This is a genomic window from Vibrio cidicii (assembly GCF_009665415.1).
GTDB classification, from domain to species: Bacteria; Pseudomonadota; Gammaproteobacteria; order Enterobacterales; family Vibrionaceae; genus Vibrio; species Vibrio cidicii.
The window spans coordinates 21032-39150 of sequence record NZ_CP035920.1 but is presented as its reverse complement, the minus strand read 5'-3'; the positions used below and the strand labels follow the sequence as shown (position 1 = coordinate 39150).

15 protein-coding genes and 1 pseudogene are annotated in these 18119 nt (G+C 43.6%); 12 read left to right on the top strand and 4 right to left on the bottom strand.

The window, feature by feature from the left end; genetic code table 11:
- The first annotated feature begins 107 nt into the window (after positions 1–107).
- The 10 genes and pseudogenes from EWA64_RS00445 (at position 108) to EWA64_RS00400 (ending at position 10989) form a co-directional block, all read left to right on the top strand.
- Entirely contained in the window at positions 108–266 is a 159-nt protein-coding gene (locus EWA64_RS00445) for a hypothetical protein (protein WP_170320338.1), read from the top strand.
- 250 nt (positions 267–516) lie between these two features.
- A pseudogene (locus tag EWA64_RS00440) lies at positions 517–943 on the top strand (DUF6250 domain-containing protein).
- Between the two features lie 310 nt (positions 944–1253).
- Positions 1254–2768, top strand: a complete 1515-nt coding sequence (locus EWA64_RS00435; RefSeq protein WP_061894790.1) for an OprD family outer membrane porin — start codon at positions 1254–1256, stop codon at positions 2766–2768.
- A 258-nt stretch (positions 2769–3026) separates the two neighbouring features.
- On the top strand, positions 3027–5255 hold the full coding sequence (locus EWA64_RS00430; RefSeq protein ID WP_061894791.1) for a hypothetical protein: 2229 nt from the start codon (positions 3027–3029) through the stop codon (positions 5253–5255).
- Between the two features lie 729 nt (positions 5256–5984).
- Positions 5985–6308: a hypothetical protein gene (locus EWA64_RS00425; protein ID WP_061894792.1), complete on the top strand. Its 324-nt coding sequence runs from the start codon at positions 5985–5987 to the stop codon at positions 6306–6308.
- Between the two features lie 39 nt (positions 6309–6347).
- Positions 6348–6542: a hypothetical protein gene (locus EWA64_RS00420; RefSeq protein WP_061894793.1), complete on the top strand. Its 195-nt coding sequence runs from the start codon at positions 6348–6350 to the stop codon at positions 6540–6542.
- Positions 6543–6886: 344 nt separating this feature from the next.
- Positions 6887–7294: a translesion error-prone DNA polymerase V autoproteolytic subunit gene (gene umuD / locus EWA64_RS00415; protein WP_039461217.1), complete on the top strand. Its 408-nt coding sequence runs from the start codon at positions 6887–6889 to the stop codon at positions 7292–7294.
- Positions 7294–8550, top strand: a complete 1257-nt coding sequence (locus EWA64_RS00410; protein WP_061894794.1) for a Y-family DNA polymerase — start codon at positions 7294–7296, stop codon at positions 8548–8550. Before umuD ends, EWA64_RS00410 begins: the two co-directional genes overlap by 1 nt.
- A 163-nt stretch (positions 8551–8713) precedes the next feature.
- Entirely contained in the window at positions 8714–9910 is a 1197-nt protein-coding gene (locus tag EWA64_RS00405) for a ParA family protein (protein WP_061894795.1), read from the top strand.
- The gene (locus tag EWA64_RS00400) at positions 9910–10989 is read left to right on the top strand and encodes a ParB family protein (protein ID WP_061894796.1); all 1080 of its coding nucleotides are present in this window, start codon (positions 9910–9912) and stop codon (positions 10987–10989) included. The genes EWA64_RS00405 and EWA64_RS00400 overlap by 1 nt, the downstream gene beginning before the upstream one ends.
- A 194-nt stretch (positions 10990–11183) precedes the next feature.
- Here the strand turns inward: EWA64_RS00400 and EWA64_RS00395 are convergent, their stop codons facing one another.
- The 4 genes from EWA64_RS00395 to EWA64_RS00380 form a co-directional block, all read right to left on the bottom strand.
- Positions 11184–11834: a hypothetical protein gene (locus EWA64_RS00395; RefSeq protein WP_061894797.1), complete on the bottom strand. Its 651-nt coding sequence runs from the start codon at positions 11832–11834 to the stop codon at positions 11184–11186.
- On the bottom strand, positions 11834–13045 hold the full coding sequence (locus tag EWA64_RS00390) for a hypothetical protein (RefSeq protein ID WP_061894798.1): 1212 nt from the start codon (positions 13043–13045) through the stop codon (positions 11834–11836). The genes EWA64_RS00395 and EWA64_RS00390 overlap by 1 nt, the downstream gene beginning before the upstream one ends.
- An 11-nt stretch (positions 13046–13056) precedes the next feature.
- Entirely contained in the window at positions 13057–14157 is a 1101-nt protein-coding gene (locus EWA64_RS00385) for a PD-(D/E)XK nuclease domain-containing protein (RefSeq protein ID WP_061894799.1), read from the bottom strand.
- Positions 14158–14484: 327 nt separating this feature from the next.
- The gene (locus EWA64_RS00380) at positions 14485–15159 is read right to left on the bottom strand and encodes a cold-shock protein (RefSeq protein WP_065860331.1); all 675 of its coding nucleotides are present in this window, start codon (positions 15157–15159) and stop codon (positions 14485–14487) included.
- A 543-nt stretch (positions 15160–15702) separates the two neighbouring features.
- On the opposite strand from EWA64_RS00380, the gene EWA64_RS00375 reads away from it, so the two are divergent.
- Both EWA64_RS00375 and EWA64_RS00370 read left to right on the top strand, forming a co-directional pair.
- Positions 15703–16716 (top strand): hypothetical protein, encoded by a 1014-nt coding sequence (locus EWA64_RS00375; protein ID WP_052072628.1) that lies wholly within the window; start codon positions 15703–15705, stop codon positions 16714–16716.
- A gap of 2 nt (positions 16717–16718) precedes the next feature.
- Positions 16719–17639, top strand: coding sequence for an AAA family ATPase (locus EWA64_RS00370; RefSeq protein ID WP_061894801.1), 921 nt, complete (start codon positions 16719–16721; stop codon positions 17637–17639).
- Positions 17640–18119: the final 480 nt, after the last annotated feature.

Genomic DNA, 18119 nt, shown 5'->3' with positions numbered 1-18119 from the left:
AGCTAACCTGAACTCTGGATAAGAAACTGAGCTAACAGAGGAACTAATTGCTCGTTCCCCGATCTGATCATTCGACCAAAAGGAACAGATACCTCCAAGGAACGAGCATGGACAAATTAATTGAAACCTTCTGTGATGTCGATGATTTCTGTCAGTTGTTTATTGAGCAGTGGCAACAGCAACTGGTGCAGATCATCAGGGATAGCGGGAAGCGGCTTATTCTTCCAAAAAACAAAAACGAAGACTCTATCCCCGAGCGGTTTTGAAAAAGCCAGTTTCGATTGCCACTCGCTCTTAAGCGACTGGCATTAAGCGTTTGCTGGCTTTTCTTTCCACCCACCGTTTTTACTCCTGATGACTACTCTTTAGGTAGTATAATGAAAAAAAACTTACCTTACTCGTTGCAGCATTAAGTTTTTCATTTGGTTTTGATACTGCGCAACAACTGATAAAAACGCATGCCACGTTAGCCCACAGTGACAAATTCGATAATGGAATCGAAACTGGGTCGTCGAAATGACCGATGTATCACGTACCGAAATAAAAGGATCAGCACTGGATATTGATGATGGAAACGGCACCACCGTGTGGTTTAAGCACGATATTGACACCCCATCTGCGATTGAATTTGATGGTATGGTCTTGCTTAATGGAGGCCCGAATGACCGAAGCACGGATCTCAACTGGTTCTGGATGGCGCAAGTACGACCCAATGCCCTCTTACTACATTGGTTACGGGGCGAACGATAACTCCACCACTCGCTTCCGCCGTTATGCCGATGATAGCCCTCGTCTTCCTGAGTACGACGTTTCCGCAAAAGAATTCATGAACTTGCCGAACGTATCTATGTCTACGTCAATGATAAACAACTGTATGAAATTACCGATGAAGCGCAATTCAAATCGGGTAAATTTGGCGTCCGTACCTGAAAAAGCCACCTAAAAATTGACAACTTTAAAGTCTACACCTTGAAGTAAGCGTTTTACTTCACTTCAATAGCGTATAATCCATCTGTGGAGTATGCACTATTACATTGCATTTCCTCATGCCATCCATCTCTGTAACAACTCCCTGCGAATCAGCGCTTAAATCAGGATTAATATCTCATTTTCGATTAACTACCTTTAGTCTTCTTTTGTTTTCGTGTTAGAAGTCACGAAAGATTGTGAAAGTCAGTAATAAAATTAACCTATTACTTATTCCTTACTATTCCACCCCACACGATAAAGTGGACATTGGAGCTGGACTTTTTATGGCACGTAAACATCAACCGACCATTTGCGCACGAGCGGTGAAACTAACCTTAGGTGGCGCACTCTTATCTAGTGTATTGGCAGTACCTTCTATTGCTAGCGCCTCATCTTTAAGCCAAGCCTATAAAGAGGCGACCACAAACGACAAAATCACCGTCTCATTGGTCAACTACTACAAATCGGCACACCGTTGGGATACCGATGTTAAATACTTTGATGAGAATGGTAAGTTTCGACAATCGGAAGAGGGTCACCACACACAAGCAGAGTGGACGCAATCTGTCGGCATGTTCTACAACTCTGGCAAGATCAGCCTGGGTGACAGCCCGATAAAAATGAACTTGAATCTTGGCTACTCGCATATATTTGAGCTTGATAGTCAATACCCAGGAGGCATGCACAACTGGCATGGCGGGCAAAAATTACTGGAAAGTAAGGACTGTGTCTGGACCGGTGGTGAGAAATTTAAGGGCCAGTACAAATGTTACGACGTGGAAGGTTTCGGTAAAGTGCCAATGGCCAATGCTAAGTTTTACTGGAAAGGCGGTAACCTGACCGTCGGTGACGGTTTTTTCAACACCGGCATGATCACCACAGCGGCTGCCGATGACGCGACTCTTTCCAGTTACCGCGGGGTCATGCTTCGCCACAAATGGAATAACTACCGTTTTGATGCTGCGTTTGTAACTGGCTTTATGGACGGTCTAGCCGACAAAATGGGCGATCTGACCACCAACAGCAACTACTATGACCCGTATCCTAATACTTACGACTACCTCTACACCGGACGCGTAGATTACCGCGCAGGTCGTGACTGGGGTTATGTGTTCTCTTATGGTGAAGCACAAGATTACTTACGTCGCTTCCACACTAACGTCTGGATGAATCATATGATCACGCCAGAAACGAAATTACATTTAAAAGCACAATATTACTACAACAAAGCGGCTGGTGATCTTTGGCACGAAGATGTCGAAAGAGGCGTTGCTGCCTTTGATGACCACGCCTACCTGATTGCTTATCACGGCAAACTGGAGCGAGATGCATGGGGCTTATGGTACGGCTACCATACGGTTGATGCACCAAGATCAGATGGCAGAGGCGGTTTCTCTTACGGCTTCGGTGGCGCAAAAGGCTACTTGAGCCTAGTCACTTCGCCAGGTTACTCCTCTTTCCGTAGTGATGGTGGCCAAGCTCATGTTGTCGGTATCTCTTACGATTTGCGTCATTTCGGCATTCCTGATCTTAAGCTTTCGTACCGTTTCCACTGGGAAAGAAAAGCAGAACAACATTTTGACAATAACGACCAGCTCGCGATGGGTCGCGGTGAAGAGCACGTTATCGATGTCTTTTATCGCCCACGCTCTGGTTCAATGAAAGGCTTTGAATTCTTGCTCCGCAGCAGTATGTACCGTCCGGACCGTACTTATGCAAGATTAGTCTCAGAGAGATCAGCAGACCGTGGTGATATCGATGCGATCAAAGCCATTGTCAGTTACTCATTCAAACTCTAAAACCACTCCTTAATTAAAATCCAAAGCCAATCTTACGATTGGCTTTTTTTGTCTTCAAAGACCTGACACTCGTCATCATTTTCTTTCAAAGTGAAATAAAACACTTCGAAAATTGGCATAAATCACATTAATGAAAGCTTTAGAAAGCTAATATCACCCCCTGACAACACATTACGTAAATGAACAAAGCAACCAGCACGCCATCCGCTGACTCGCAGTAGAACGGCATTGTTGTTCAACCGTAGGAACAAACGCGATATGACATTCAAACAAAAGACCCTAGCTGTTGTCATTACAGCAACCCTGATCGGCTGTAATGCCGAAGACAACAAAGAACTTCCAATCAGTAACGACAATGTTTACCCGCCTATTGCGACTGAAGTGGTCGCCCCTGCACTTTATGTAGGCGAAACGGTCAAGGGTACCTACAAATTTGTTGACCCAAATGCAAACCCACGTCCAGAAGCGGTTAGCATCTATTCATGGCGTAATGCTGCCGATCAAAGTGAAATCGTCAACACTCAAGAGCTGCCTATCACAAGCAATCTTGAAGGACAAAACCTAGCGTTTTGTGTGACACCAAAAGCACAAGGCGATTTGAATACGGTTGGTGAAGAAAAATGTAGTACACCTAAAGTCGTTAATGCTCCACTAGGTGCTAAACCTGTAGCAACTAACGTTGCGATTACTCCTAACAGCACACCTGCTGTCGGCGACGTCCTGACCGGAGCTTATGATTTTGATACCAGTTTAGGCGTGACAGAAGGTACTTCTGCGTTTGCCTGGAAAACCAGCACTGACACTGTGGGCACTGAAAAAACCATCACTCTTGGCAACACGCTAGAAGGTAAACAGGTACAGTTCTGTGTTACGCCTAAAACCGATAGCACGCCAGCCGTAGCTGGGGATGAAGTCTGTTCAGCGTTAACTGACGCAATTACAGCCAAAGCGGGTTCAGCACCAGTTGCATCTAATATCACGTTCTCTGCGGACGCCTTTGTTGGTGTAGAACTGACCACCGACTACACCTTTACTGATGCTGATGGTGACCTTGAAGGTGCCAGTACCTACAGCTGGAAGTCAGGTTTAAGCGAAGTTTCAACCACAAAAATCTATACCCCAGTAGAAGGTGACAAGGGCACTGCGTTAGAGTTTTGTGTTACTCCGGTCGCCAAAACAGGTACACCGACAAACGGTACTGAAGTTTGTGCCACAACGACACCAGTCGCTGTTGTTTCAGAAGCGAAACCAACCGCAAGTAACGTAATTGCAGAAGTTCAGGCTCCTGCGGCTGATACTGAAGTTGGTGCCACACTACGTGGTAACTATGATTATGCTCAAGCAGACGGCAGCCTTGAAGGCACGTCTACCGCAGTCTGGAAAGTAGACAATATTGCAGGAGAAGAGTGTGCTGATGCACGTGCCTGTGATTACACCATCACCCAAGCCGATTTAGGTAAACAACTGGATTTCTGTGTCACACCACAAACTGCATTAAATACCGCAGGTGATGAAGTTTGTCTGACGTCTAAAGTGACGCCAAAAGGCATCAAAATCGAAGGTAAACTTGAGTACGACCAAGAGCTAATCGCAACCGTGTATGGCTATGCGGCTGACGCGACTCTTGGTGAGTGGAAGGTTGACACCAGTAACCAAACCGGCCCTGTAGATGAAGGCAACAAGAGCGTTCAGCATACAGGTAACATTTATAAAATCGGCGCTCGCGGCTCTCTGGCAACCGACTATGACTGGTTTGCTGGTGCGGGTGTAGGCTTACTAGAAGCGCGTGACTTTGTTGGAAAATCAGTTGAATACTGTGTGGATGTTAACGGTACAGCAAAATGTGCGAACGCTGCTGACAGCGCAAGCGTGACCGGCGGTCTTTACTATGATGCAGCAGATGCAAGTAAACGTGGTATCGAACCTATACGTCTGGTTGAACATGGCGCGCTTACTTACCACCGTCCTCTCACTTTTGCCGAGACACAACTGAAAGACAAAGTGGGCTTTAACGCGAACCTATTAACAGCAGCAGCACCGCAACCATTCAATGGCATTGAGTGGGCAATGTACAACCATGACCAAGGCAATGTATTTACCGCATGTACAAACCTGTATGATGGTGGACAATGGGCACTGCCAATCGGTAACACTGGTGGTTACTACACGGCTAACAACTATGCTGACGCTGGTAACAATGCACCAGATCCAGCAGCCTCTAGCATGGGCACACTAAACACAAGCATGATCACGTCAAATGAAGATAATAATCGCTTGATATCACCAGTGTTTGGTTGGCCAACGGGCGCGGCAACACCTGTCGATATCAAAACGCACTACATGAGTGCTTCGCTAAGAATCCAAGGTAGCGCTACTGGTAATTACTGGGCTCTGCGCATGTATACATCGACCAGCAGCAACTCAGCAACTCTAACAACGAATCTTAACCAGTTTGTGTCTTGTGTAACTGTAACACCGACTCCTTGATACCATCAAACTTGAGCAATCTGAGTGTCCATCACTCGAATCGAGTAGGAGGAGGCCTCACGGCCTCCATCCTCTCACACCACCGTACAAGCGTGGGTCGCATACGGCGGTTCCAAGGCATGCTAACTTTCGTTGGCTTAGATTCACTGTTTAACTCCGACGCCACTATGTCTTGCCTCTCTTCGTTAGTTGCAGATCCATTTCCGACTTCTCCACATATTTCTAACGTAGCTGTAGGGGTTCTACTCTTTACTGAGACTCCGTACACACTGAGAATTTGTTACCTGTTTATCTAAAACCTTGGTTCAGGCCTTCCCTAAATCTTAGGTACTATGCCCTCTGCTGACTTCTTATGCCCATCACACAACATCACTATTGCATTAGTCTCTAATGAGACAGGCGATAAGACCTCCCGAGGTAAGATGCCCCCCTTTCCCATAGCTCTGCCCGGTTTACATAATCACACTTCTGTTCGAGACTTCGGGCTATTCTATCTATAGCTAGGTTACCCAAGTTGACTATGCCTACTACCAGATTTCTGTTCGTCAAAGCTATGTTTTGCCATTTGCTTACTTCCGGCCGGCGCCCCGGAGATTCCACCTCACGATGGACACCCTTGCATAGGCTAACGTTTCCTGCTCGACAAGGCACGTAGAGGACTTTCACCTCCTAGGTTGACACCATGCTCGGCGCACTAAAAAGCAAACTCCACCTTCGGGTGGAGTTTTTTTGCACAACAAAGCTGACAAACCCGTAAGTGATTATTACCAATATCGAACCGAGAAAACCATCATATTGGCTTGGTCAAAACATCAACGTCGTTTGTTTCCTGAATTGCGCAAAGCCTGCCTCAACCATCCTGAAACTGAGTTTTTGGCCAATGTGGCCAACAGTGCGGAGCACCGAGAAAACTACTCGATGGGGGCCGGTACCTATCTCACAGATAAAGATTACATTCGTTGTGGCTGGCAGGTGAGAAAGGTGCGTTTTTGGTCCACAGAGAACAAATCGCAATATGTTCCCTTGGGTGAATTGGCGGCAAACTTAGGCTAATGGTTTTGGGGCTTACGCCCCAAAACCTACGGAGTATTTATGAAAAACTTCTTAATTGATCAGAAAATGGTCGACTTGGTCGAAAGGTTGCGTCAGATAGAGAAGATCACGGTTAGAGAAATCATTGGGGTGCTCAATGTGGCGTTAGCGTCACGTGACGTTCGTATTGAGTCGAAACAAGATTTCGACGACTTTTTGCAGCAAGTCTGTGAATATCAAGAGCAAGATGAATAAGTAAGTAGCCGCATGCATTTTGCAACTTTCTTGCACATTGCAATTCAAAATATGAAACGTGATGATATAAACACCATTTAACCCCCTATTTTGTTGGATATTTAACCATTTCTATTTGGCACGCTATTTGATATACATACAGTGACCCTTTTAAGCCGAGGGTCACCTAGCCAACTGACGTTGTTAGTGAATGAATTTGTTCACAAAATTTAGCCAGCCGCCCTTTGCGTCTGGCTTTTTTCTTTTTTTGTTCGGCAATGACAGCGCGACTCTCTCTAATCATATTGCTTTTTTCCGTACCTCATATCAAAATAATACTGTATAAATGAACAGTATTATTATCTATGAAAGTTATCCCTATTTACGCGAGTGCCGGCATTACTGGCTTTGAAAGCCCTGCGGCTGAGTACAAGAAGCTTGCGATAGATTTAGATGAATTGCTCATTGAGCACCCGAGCGCAACCTTTCTAGGGCAAGCAAAGGGCGACTCGATGCAAGGCGTTGGGATCTTTGATGGGGATTTGTTGATTGTTGATCGGCATGTGCAAGCTTCAGATCAAGACATCATTGTTGCTAATTACAACGGTGAATTTGTCTGTAAGATCCTCGATATTCGTCGCCGCTTGTTACTTTCTGCCAATGAACATTTACAGCCTGTTCCTATCCATGAGTTTGATTCTTTTTCAATTGAAGGTGTGGTGATTCGCTCGATTCGCTGCCACCGCCCTAGCCCGTTGTTGTGTGGTGAATAATGTTCGCGCTTGTCGATGCTAACTCGTTTTACTGCAGTGCAGAGCAAGTCTTTCGGCCTGAATGGCGGGGTAAGCCGGTGATTGTTTTGTCGAATAACGATGGCTGTATCGTTGCCGCAAACCGACAAGCAAAGGAAGCCGGCATCGAGAAGTTTAAACCCTATTTTCAAGTTCGCGCCTTGTGTGAACAGCGAGGGGTGATTGCCCTTTCTTCTAACTACGAGCTGTATGCCGATCTGTCAGAAAAAATGATGCAAGTGATCGGTCGATTCGCACCAGAGCAGCATGTTTACTCTATCGATGAAACTTTCCTTTCTTTTGAACGTTGTTTAACTGCGATCGGCGATTTCCGTCAGCACGGCACTTTGATTCGTCGAGCGGTTTGGAAAGAGTGCCGTTTACCCGTTTGTGTTGGCATGGGCCCCACCCTTACTTTAGCTAAGCTTGCCAACCACGCGGCGAAAAAAATACCCGGTTACTCCGGCGTTTGTGTGCTCGATAATGAAGCCGATCGTCTAAAAGTCTTAGCAAAAACGCCTGTTTCAGACGTATGGGGAGTTGGCCGTAAACTCTCTTCCCATTTCAAACTAATGGGTATCAATACTGCACTTGATCTCGCCAAAAAGCCTGCGCCGTTAATGCGCAAAAATTTTAATGTTGAAGTCGAACGGACCATTCGAGAGCTGAACGGTCAACGCTGTAAAGATTGGGATGTGGCTAGGGCTGATAAGAAACAGATTTTTTCTACCCGAAGCGCAGGCCAGCGGATCACCGATGTTGAATCACTGCGTCAGGCGTTGTGCCTGCATGCTGGGATAGCATCACGCAAAGCGAGAAAACAAAGTTCGCTATGCCGTGTGATGCTAGTGTTTGCCTCGAACTCTCCATTTGATGAAAAACCGGTGAGTTTTAAAGCAATACATCGCTTTGCTTACCCTACATCTGACGTTACTCAGATCACTTCTTCGGCGTCCCGTTTAGCCAATGAAGTGTTTCATGAGGGGGTTCGCTTCTACAAATTTGGGGTTGGTTTGCTCGATTTGCAAGACGGCCGACATGAGCAAAAAGACCTTTTCAACCCATGTCCGAACGATGAAAAATTGATGGCCGTATTTGACAGCTTAAATCAACGTTATGGGGATGGCGCTGTTTTTTTAGCAGCGCAAGGCATAGGGAGTAAATGGGAAATGCGGCGTGAAATGCTCACGCCACAATACACGACCCGTTGGCGAGATCTGCCTAAGGTAAGGTGCTAGGACTTGAAAAGTCATTTTTCCCCACAGCTTTACTTATCCCGCTTGTCGTTCAATTTAATGAAAATTGCGAACTATGCTAAAAAATTAGACCATCCCTTACTATTTAGTGTGCACCTCAAAAATTAATGGATATACTGTTTTTAAATCCTCTATGGAGATAGAAATGGATACCCAACAAACCACATTGACCTTTCAAGCTCTTAAGCAAGGTGCCGACGGTTACATCAAACGCCGCAATCAGCGTTTACTCGCCAACCATCGTAAAGAACTGCGTAACTTTACTCGCGCTGAAGCCACTGCCTATCTCGATATCGATGCTAAAACATTGGATAAGTACGTCGCCAATGCCGGGATCGACCCACGCCGCCATCAAGATTCTCAGTGGTCGATTAACATTGAAGAGATGTATACGGTGCGCGATTTGTTACCCGACTCTCTGCGCAAAGAAGCTAAGTTTGTCCGCGATAGTCACCAAAAGACTCAAATTATCGTGATTCAAAACCAAAAAGGAGGCGTTGGGAAAACCGTCTCTGCCGCAACGATTGCATCTGGTTTAGCCACTGAATTTCATCAAGAATATCGCGTCGGTCTGATCGATATGGATGGCCAAGCGACACTTTCCATGTACTACGCGCCGGAAGCAGAACAGGAAGGTTGCTTGTCCGTGGGCGACTTGATGATGCAAAACTTTGATCTCGAAGAAGGTGAAACGTTGGCTCAAGTGGTGTCGGATTCGTTTTTGAAAACCACCATACCTAATCTGCGTATCCTACCGGCATCACAAACCGACCGAGCGATTGAGGGCTGGTTTCATGAGCAAGTGTTTAGCCACAAACTGCCTTCCCCTTACTCAATTTTGAGTGAGATTATCAACTCGGTGCGAGATGAGTTTGATATTATCCTGATTGATACCCCACCATCATTAGGGTACGCCACCTATAACGCCTACTTTGCGGCGACCAGTGTCGTTTTCCCACTTTCGATTACCGAAAACGACATCGATGCTACGTGCTCTTATTTCAGCTACATCCCTCAAGTGTGGGCCTTGTTGGCGAATGCCAACCACTCTGGTTACGACTTTATGAAAATACTATTAACTAACCATAGAGACGGCTCGACAACCACTGAATTAATGAACAGCCTGTACGACCATTTTTCTCCTTATCTTTACTCTAAAGAGTTCAAACATAGTGAAGCGATCCGTCAGGCCTCTTCCCTACTTTCCACCGTCTTTGATATGTCGAAAAGTGAGTATCCGAAGAGCAAAGGCACTTTCCAAAGTGCGCAGCAAAATGGTTATGAAGTGACGAGTCAAATTTTGCGCGACATCGTTAACGTTTGGCGAGAGGAACAAAAATAATGGCAAAAAAACGTGGAGGAAGCCCCTTAGGTAATGCCCCAGGGTCTCAAGAAGCACAAGTATCGGCAGCAAAAGCGAATATTGACAGTTTAACTCGGCAGCTATCCCAAGAGCTCACTAATGCCGGCGAAAGTGTTGTCCACTATCTACAACAAACATTTGGTATTCAATCTGTCGGTAATAGCGTCGTATGGCAATTGGAATCTGGGACTCAGGCGACATTTAACGAAGTGACACTGTCATACGAACAAGTTCGCGATAATACCTACGTCACCTTTGAAGTAAATGGCCGTGATCAGTCTCTTTTGACTAAAGATTCATTGTCTGATCTTGCTTCTCTAGAGTTTCAGCAGTTTTACCCTGCCGTTGGCCGAGAACTGGATGGAAAGATCGATGTGCTCGATGGCTCACGTCGCCGCGCATGGTTCTTACAAAATCGCGGGAAAGTGCAAACGTTTAGAATATTGGTCACTCAAGATCAAATATCCTACTCCGATGCCAAAGCACTAGCCAAGCAGTTACAAACCGCCAAAGAGCATAATCAGCGTGAAATCGGTTTGCAGTGTAAAGCGATCATGGCCAGTGGCGAATTTACGCAAGAAGATGTCGCTAAAGTGATGGGAATGAGCCGTCCCGCGGTCAGCAAAGCTCTCAAAGCCGCCAGTATCGATGACAAACTTATCTCCTTATTTTCGGATGTTAATCTTCTCTCACACACGGACTATTCGTTACTCGATAAAGTCATGAAAATATTGGGAAATAGTGCTGAAGAGTTGGATTTATTCGTCGAGCGAGTTCAGGAAAGAACTGTCAATGTTCAGGCTGAACAGCCCCTTGATGAAACCAAGTTAGACATCATTGCCGCGATAAAAGCAGAGTTAAAAATCACTGAAGCAAAACAAGTTAAAGAACAAGCGGAAGTGACCCCCCTAGCCCAGTTTAACAGCAAAGGCGTTTTTGCCCGTAAGCGAGTAAAAGGCCGTAATTTCTCGTATGAATTTGGCCGCTTGTCTAAGGACGTGCAAAATGAACTCGATCATGCGATCGCGGCTGTACTGGAGAAGTATCAAGACCGTTGAACCTGTTGTGATTCTCGCAATAGGCAGCTCTTAGCTTAGCTGCCTATTGTGGGTCATAAACACTCCAGCTCATTTTTGGACAGAAACAAGTTAGCTTAATTACCCAAAATCGTCTCTGTCAGATTAGGATGAGTATCTTGAAGCCTTTTATCTGCGCATAACAACGAAAAAATCATTAGATCTTTCCTAAAGGCTTACTGGAATGAATGTTCAAGCATAAGCATAAATTTCGATAGTTTGGCTTCATGTAAGCGAAAACGCCCTGTACGAGACAATTCAACATCAATTCCATCAACTTCCATATGAATTATGTCAATTACAGCTTTAGTATCACTGTAATTATTCAAATAGAACGGATGTAAGTCCTTCGAGCTTACGATCATTGTCTTAGCCAAAGTGTTGGCGTCACAATGGATGTTGGACAGCGACATAGATTTAATTACATGTTTGTAGCTTGCATCAAAAATTTGCAGCAACGTTTTCAAATCGAATTCTGCGGGCTGTAAGTTACCGTCAGAACCAAACAGTGTCCTTATCATTTCAAATGGGTGCTTCATGCTTCTAGGTGGATCTATGACGTAGACTGCATGCTTAGTTCCAAATCGAATACCGAACTTCACTTTAATGTAAGACACCGATTCAATAGTCGAAACGCTACCATCAAGTGTTTCGATTTCTTGTTTAAGGATTTGGCGTTCTATGAATTGGATGATGAATTCTTCATCGTCATCAATTACTTCAAACCCAAAACCTGTGTTATGATCGTACTGCCTGTGTGCGAGGTTCGCACGGACAATCTTTTCTATAGGTATCTGATCGACCTTGTACAGTTTTACCTTAACCATCAACTAGCCTCCTGCTTGTCAGGTTCTGGTGTTGCAGATTGAAATTGTTGAGCGTATTCTTCTTGAATGATGTCGTTTAGCACAAAGATATGCTCTTCTAGGTGTGCGATCACTTGGTCAAATTCTGCGTCATTTAGCTTTTCTTTAGTATCAGGCATGCCTGATGTTTCTTTGCTAATGATTTTAAACTTCAGATCTTGTGCTTTGTATTTCTCATCAAAAGCCAATTCAAAGGTGATTACAGGTGCGCCAGTTAAGAATGTAGCTTTTGACTTCCATTTGATCTGACTACGGTAAAAACCATCTTTACATAGATCTTCGATTTGTGTGGTATTCACTAATGATTTTCCGTCATATGAAGCATTATCGATAAATGTCTTATTGTCTTTATCATCGGCTTTTGCATCCAGTTCAAAGTCATCACGTTCTTCGTCAGAGTCATCATCCAATTCAACAGACGTTGGCTGTTCTAATGCAGTGTGGATCTTACTTACACGTACTTTTTCTAGCCCAGCATAGCTAAACCCTGATTTACTCGTGTACAAAGAGTCAAAATCGTACATGTTTTCAGCGAAAGCGTTGCGATGCTGAGCTTCAGTAATACTTGATAGATCAATTTCACGAATACAAATCTTGCACTTCTGTTTTTCTTGGTACTTATCAATTACTTCCCCAAGAATTTCTTTAATTCTTTTTGTGTAGTTAAAACGAACCGAAACATAGCTAGGGTGTACAATAAAACGAATTTCACCACCATACATCTTACGTTGTTGGAACTTGCTGCGTTTGAAATCAAATTCCGTATATTCGATTGATATCACATACATTCCGGGAGCGGCAAAGTGTTCAATCGTTTCGCTACCAAGCATTGGTGGACGCTCTTGCTTAACAATCTCGACAACGTCATATAGGTCGTCAATATTAAAGTTATCAAAACCTTCAACATCATTAAAAATGCGTTTTACAGAAAACAGGTCCTGACTGGAATTTGAAGCAAGTTTCTTTTGAATATTTTCTACATGCGAGTAAGAAAATGGTAAATCGGAAATCTTTTCTACTAAGTCTTCACGTTCCAGCTTCTTTGGAAAAATTAACCCACGATCAAAAGCAATTTTCCGCAGTGCGCCTTCAGTCATTTTCGCTTTATTTGAATGCAAGGCAGTGTAGATGTCGCTTTCATTTGCGAATAGTGTTGCTTGGTACTTATTCATTATTTTCTGCCTTACTCAAAATTACAAATGCGATTGTGCTGTTCACTACCAACTTGGAAATCATAAATCGATACCGTTTTGGTATGGATTGGAATCGAAATAATGTTATCTCGAACCGTTTTAAGCTGTTGGCTGTTAAACGAATACTTTCCTACGTAGTAAGTAATTGCGTCTTTTAGATACGTACCTGAAGTTGATGAAAACGGTGTGCTGATGTAAATGCGATCAAACTGATTCAGTAATTGATAGTTAAAAATGTATTCGAGAACAAATACAAATGCTTCTTTGGACTTAACATCTTCATCCCAAAAAATGTTTAGAATCTTCTTACGGTCGGTGATTACTTTATCGCCTTCGATATGCTTAAAAAAATCATGTTCGTAAGAAAACATCAACATACCAGATGTAATCATTTCCAATGACGCAGAAGAGCCTCCCCCCTTTACGGACAGCTTGTTGTGCTTATCAGGGTAGAAAAAACTACATTTATCTCGATCAGGAATCTTCTGCCATAAAATTTCTTGTGCAGTAGTATCTGCTGGAATATTTCTACGCTTGTTGATTTCTTCAACGGTACTAAGCAAGAAACGAATCAGCCTAGGATCGAAAACTGCCATCATAGAGTTTTCAGGCATGCTGTATTCTGAATTAGGAACACCACTTAGCTTATCAAATAGTTCGTCGTCGTATTCATTGTCGTGGTTATAGATAAATAGCATGCCATGAACCTTGTATTTGCTAGGTTGTTTCAGCAAATATTTATCACGCCATTCAGGACTTTTTTGCGAGCACTCTACCTGCTGAGCAAGGCTACTGATAGTTGAACGGATACTCCTGTAGTTTTCAATTGTCGACTTCTTGTACGATTTAAGATCTGTTTGAACGTAGATCGTTACTTCACTGTCATACGGGTCTGAATAAGAAAAAACGATATCAGTAGGATGTGTTTTTTCCTTTGGTTTCTTTGCTTCACGCTGCGCCTTGGTTAAATGCGAGTCCGTGCAGCATTTCCAGTTTACGTCTGTTTCATCACCTGTACGCCACTTCATTTCATTAAAGATTTGACTAGAAATGATTTCTGCAATTGCGCCGATATGTTTAGTTTCAGCCACTGACTTTACCTATAATTCCCTGATTGTTATGAACCTATTTTATCGACACTCCTACAGATGAACAACGAGTCACTACATGAAGTTGCATTTTTTAAGTAAGTTTTTTACCTTCTAGATCACCAAATTAAAAAATCGTTTGTTTCATCTAGGGTAGAAAGCCTTCCATCCCTTTCGATACCAAGTAATAAGAAACTCTCATTTCTAACAATCCGGACTTCAGATTAACGTTTGTATGAAAAATCCACACCGAGAGAGTAATGATGAATGTTTGCGTTAACTCACATTGGGGCATAAGATCGTTAAAGCAGAATACTTAAAGCGTTGCTGCTAATTGCCGATGCCGATAACGGAAAGTAATATGAACGCCGCTATGATCAGTCCAGGCACAAACCATCTTGGAACTGGCCAGCCTTCCTGATTGTATCTAATCTTAGTTTCCCTCTCGTTCACGATAGAAAAGTTTGTATCAAACTGAGCAATGGCTTCTCTTATTTCTTCTTCGCCCTCTTCGACCTCTGCTTCAGAAGAACATGGCACAAGTTCACTGATTAAAGCGAGCGTTCCCAAAGCAGCGTGCATTGTGTAGTTGTAATTCCCCTCCGAAAAGGTTTCTCTTCTGATATGGAAATTTAAGATAGCATTGCAACCAACCGTCATTGCCATGAGTTTCAGGTATTCTCGTGCCTCGTTGGGATCATCATAATATGGCGTACTCAACGCATGATGTTGTTCAATTTCCCCATGCTTAGGTGACGCTTCTTTCGTAACGAAAAACGGTACCAGCCTCTTTCTATAAAATGTATCGAGTATCGTTATATTTTTTGCTGCGTTTCCCTTAGGCGTTGGGCTCGGATCAAACAACACGTAGGCATTTTTAGTCACCTTAGATTTCGAAGATTTGTCCTTAAGACTCGATAAGTGGAAAAAATAGCTTTCTCCATCATCGCCCTTAATAAATCCGTAATTCTTCCCAACTATGAACGATACTACTTGTCCTTTCACTATAACCTTCACATATTTTCTTTAAAAATCAGTAATCTATTATCATAAAGCAGGTATCTTGCTTCATAATAGATCTATTTGAAAAATTAAGTCAAATAGCAACGAGTGGCACAGCTTTTGGTGTCAAATTCCCGCTATTATTTATTAACATCAGCAAGCCATTATGGGTAATCGCTATTGTCATTTTCGGTTAACCATTACGTCACACAACTCCCTGTTTACTTTTCATACTGAAGTTCAACACGCTCTAGTTCTTTCTAAAAATCAATGAAGGACTTTTCTCGCCCTCGCGAGGAAAGTTCTTCGTTGATTGTCGCAGCTCGCCTGTGTGAGCGAGAATAAGAACTTGAATATCTAAAGATATTCTTAAAGATCTAGGAAGATCCTCAAAACTATACCAGTTGACCTATTTGATATACCAGTTGACGGTGATCAGTATCCCAGTTGACAGAAAAACTATACCAGTTGACATAAAAATGTTTGTAAAAGATATCCCAGTTGACATAATATCGCTATCTAGGTATCCCAGTTGACATAGTGATCATGTTCGAAGAAACGAAAGATCTATCCGTAATTGATGAAAAAGACAGAGCTAATAAATTTATCAGCTCCCTACTATTCTCACGAGCAACGGTTTTTCATCCTTCTGCTCGAATGACGCCATCTATGAGCAAAAGGATGGCTGAAGTCGCATCAATGGGCGGGGTTTCATTTGATCATCCCCTAGAGGTTGTGACTGTAAACTCATTTGGTAAAAATTTCCGAGTCGAACTGCACAATAACTACCTGTTACACGCCCACCGAGATGTGCTTGAGACGCTTCTAGCCTATGCGAAATTGATTAAGCTGGATGATGAGGCGTATAAGAGCGGCGGCAAAATGACTTGGAGAGCGGTGCTAGGAACGTTAAATGATGCTCAAACACTTCCTAACTCAAGTGAGCAAAGTTTAGACGAGGAGATTGATAGCAATGCGATAGTGCTATCCATGAGCATGTATGAGCTTGCCACTCGAATGAAGATAAAGCCGACACGATCTAACTATCGGTTGATCGAGGATAGGATCTTTCAACTCAACACATCAAAGCTTTTTATTTGTGAAATGGATTCAGATGGTCACATTTCAAGCCGTAAACCTTTGAGTTTCGTAAAGGAATTCATGCTTTGCTATGACAAATCAAAAAACAAAAACGGTAAGAGTGATGATGTTGTCGCCAACCACATCTTTGTTGTTCCTGATCAAAGGCTCTTAGAAGCCATCAAATCCCATGGTTATTACTACCGACTTGAGCAGCACAAAATCACAAACTATCGCTCTTACGCTGTGCGCTCGTTCATTAAATGGCTCACCACGCATAATCTCGATTTTCTGCATACGAAAAAATTAAGTTGGGCGATTGAGGAATATATGAACTCGGTGGCGTCCAATGTGGGTGCGTCATTCAGATACGATCTTAAGCGAAGCTTACTGGAGGTTAGGGATCAGATTGAGACCGATTTTAACCTGCAAATCGTCTCCGTCGATGGCCGTGAACATCAATTCTTCAAGGTGACGTAGTCATGATTAAAAATCTAAACTCATTGCTGAATGACCAGACTATTTCGGAAGTCCCTTTTGTTCTAAAAGGTTTGGTTAAAGCTTCCATCGGTATGCTGATTGCTGCGCCCAGCGCTGGAAAAAGTCATCTAGCATTGTCGTTAGCGATAGAACATGCTTCGTCAGCGGTGACGCTCGGGCTTTCATGTGCTGAGACGCCGAGAAAAGTACTGATTGTCAGCTCTGAGGATAGCAGTGCGGTTTTGCGGGAACGTATGGTGGAAAAGCTCAAGTCATTTTCACCTGATATTCAAAATGAACTGCTTAGTAACCTGCTGTTTCTCACCGAACAAACGCCGTTGATAGCGCCGCCAGAGGCGAATAAAGATGAGCATGACGCGGCCAGCCTGTATGTAAATAATCTCGTTCAATCTGCGGTTGATAATGACGTTGATCTTATTATTGTTGATACCGTCACGGAAGCCGTTGGCAGCTGTGATGAAGTGAAACACGACAAGCACATCAAGGCGGGATTTCAGGCCATCGCAAGACGCACAGGGGCTGCTATTTTGCTTGTTCATCACGTCAATAAAAATGAAATTCGTGGAGAGCAAGAAGTGACCATGGCCTCTGGTGCCGGGCTTAGCTCTGTTATGCGGCTAGTTAAGTTTTTAATCACGATAAAAGCGGAAAAAAATGAGAGAAAAGTCAGGTTCTTGAAGTCCAACTATCTGCCTCAAAGTGAGGAAAGGGAGTTTGATATTGAGTTTGTTGACGGTGTTTTATCGCGAAAAGGGGTATTGAGTTTTGCTCCACCGAAAAAACAAAAAGCGGAGAAACCAAGAATCGCGAAAGCAATTCAGGAAGAACCCGAGGTTTTGAGTATCACGCCAAAGCCAAAAAGAAAAAATGAGAGTGAAAATGACCTAAGGGATGTTCTTTAGGTTCCCTCCCCTACACCACTTTTGAAGGTTTCCAGTGGGGGCCTACAGAAGTGGTGTGCAAATTCTACGTGATCTGACAGTAGTTATCTGAAGGCTCTCTACAGTCGGTACCAAGTAAGTTATTTCTGAGTTAAAACTTCAACCCTATGTGCGTGAGAGGGCGGGAGCATACTTTGCTCAATTTACAGCTCAACATATCAACCCGAATTTTTTGGCTCTGTCGCAAAGTTTATTTTTGACGTGAAGTGAAGGCAGCGGCCTCTGGACACTCTTATCCTGCAAGAGCGTAAAACTTCTCGCAAGCAGAGTCTCCCTCAACATCAATCTGTCCCCGTTTTAACATGGTCCACATTTCTCGACCATGAGTGAAGGCGTCGCCCCTCCAACCGATTTCCAGCCCAAAGCTTGCCTTGCGGCTAATTTTGAATAAGGATGTATCCAAGCGTTAGCCCCGCAACCATTATGATGATACTGGTTAGA

Excerpts from the sequence above, each read along its gene's own strand:
- EWA64_RS00445 (WP_170320338.1), top strand. The coding sequence starts at position 108 with ATGGACAAATTAATTGAAACCTTCTGTGATGTCGATGATTTCTGTCAG.
- EWA64_RS00435 (WP_061894790.1), top strand. The coding sequence starts at position 1,254 with ATGGCACGTAAACATCAACCGACCATTTGCGCACGAGCGGTGAAACTA.
- EWA64_RS00430 (WP_061894791.1), top strand. The coding sequence starts at position 3,027 with ATGACATTCAAACAAAAGACCCTAGCTGTTGTCATTACAGCAACCCTG.
- EWA64_RS00420 (WP_061894793.1), top strand. The coding sequence starts at position 6,348 with ATGAAAAACTTCTTAATTGATCAGAAAATGGTCGACTTGGTCGAAAGG.
- umuD (WP_039461217.1), top strand. The coding sequence starts at position 6,887 with ATGAAAGTTATCCCTATTTACGCGAGTGCCGGCATTACTGGCTTTGAA.
- EWA64_RS00410 (WP_061894794.1), top strand. The coding sequence starts at position 7,294 with ATGTTCGCGCTTGTCGATGCTAACTCGTTTTACTGCAGTGCAGAGCAA.
- EWA64_RS00405 (WP_061894795.1), top strand. The coding sequence starts at position 8,714 with ATGGATACCCAACAAACCACATTGACCTTTCAAGCTCTTAAGCAAGGT.
- EWA64_RS00400 (WP_061894796.1), top strand. The coding sequence starts at position 9,910 with ATGGCAAAAAAACGTGGAGGAAGCCCCTTAGGTAATGCCCCAGGGTCT.
- EWA64_RS00395 (WP_061894797.1), bottom strand. The coding sequence starts at position 11,834 with ATGGTTAAGGTAAAACTGTACAAGGTCGATCAGATACCTATAGAAAAG.
- EWA64_RS00390 (WP_061894798.1), bottom strand. The coding sequence starts at position 13,045 with ATGAATAAGTACCAAGCAACACTATTCGCAAATGAAAGCGACATCTAC.
- EWA64_RS00375 (WP_052072628.1), top strand. The coding sequence starts at position 15,703 with ATGTTCGAAGAAACGAAAGATCTATCCGTAATTGATGAAAAAGACAGA.
- EWA64_RS00370 (WP_061894801.1), top strand. The coding sequence starts at position 16,719 with ATGATTAAAAATCTAAACTCATTGCTGAATGACCAGACTATTTCGGAA.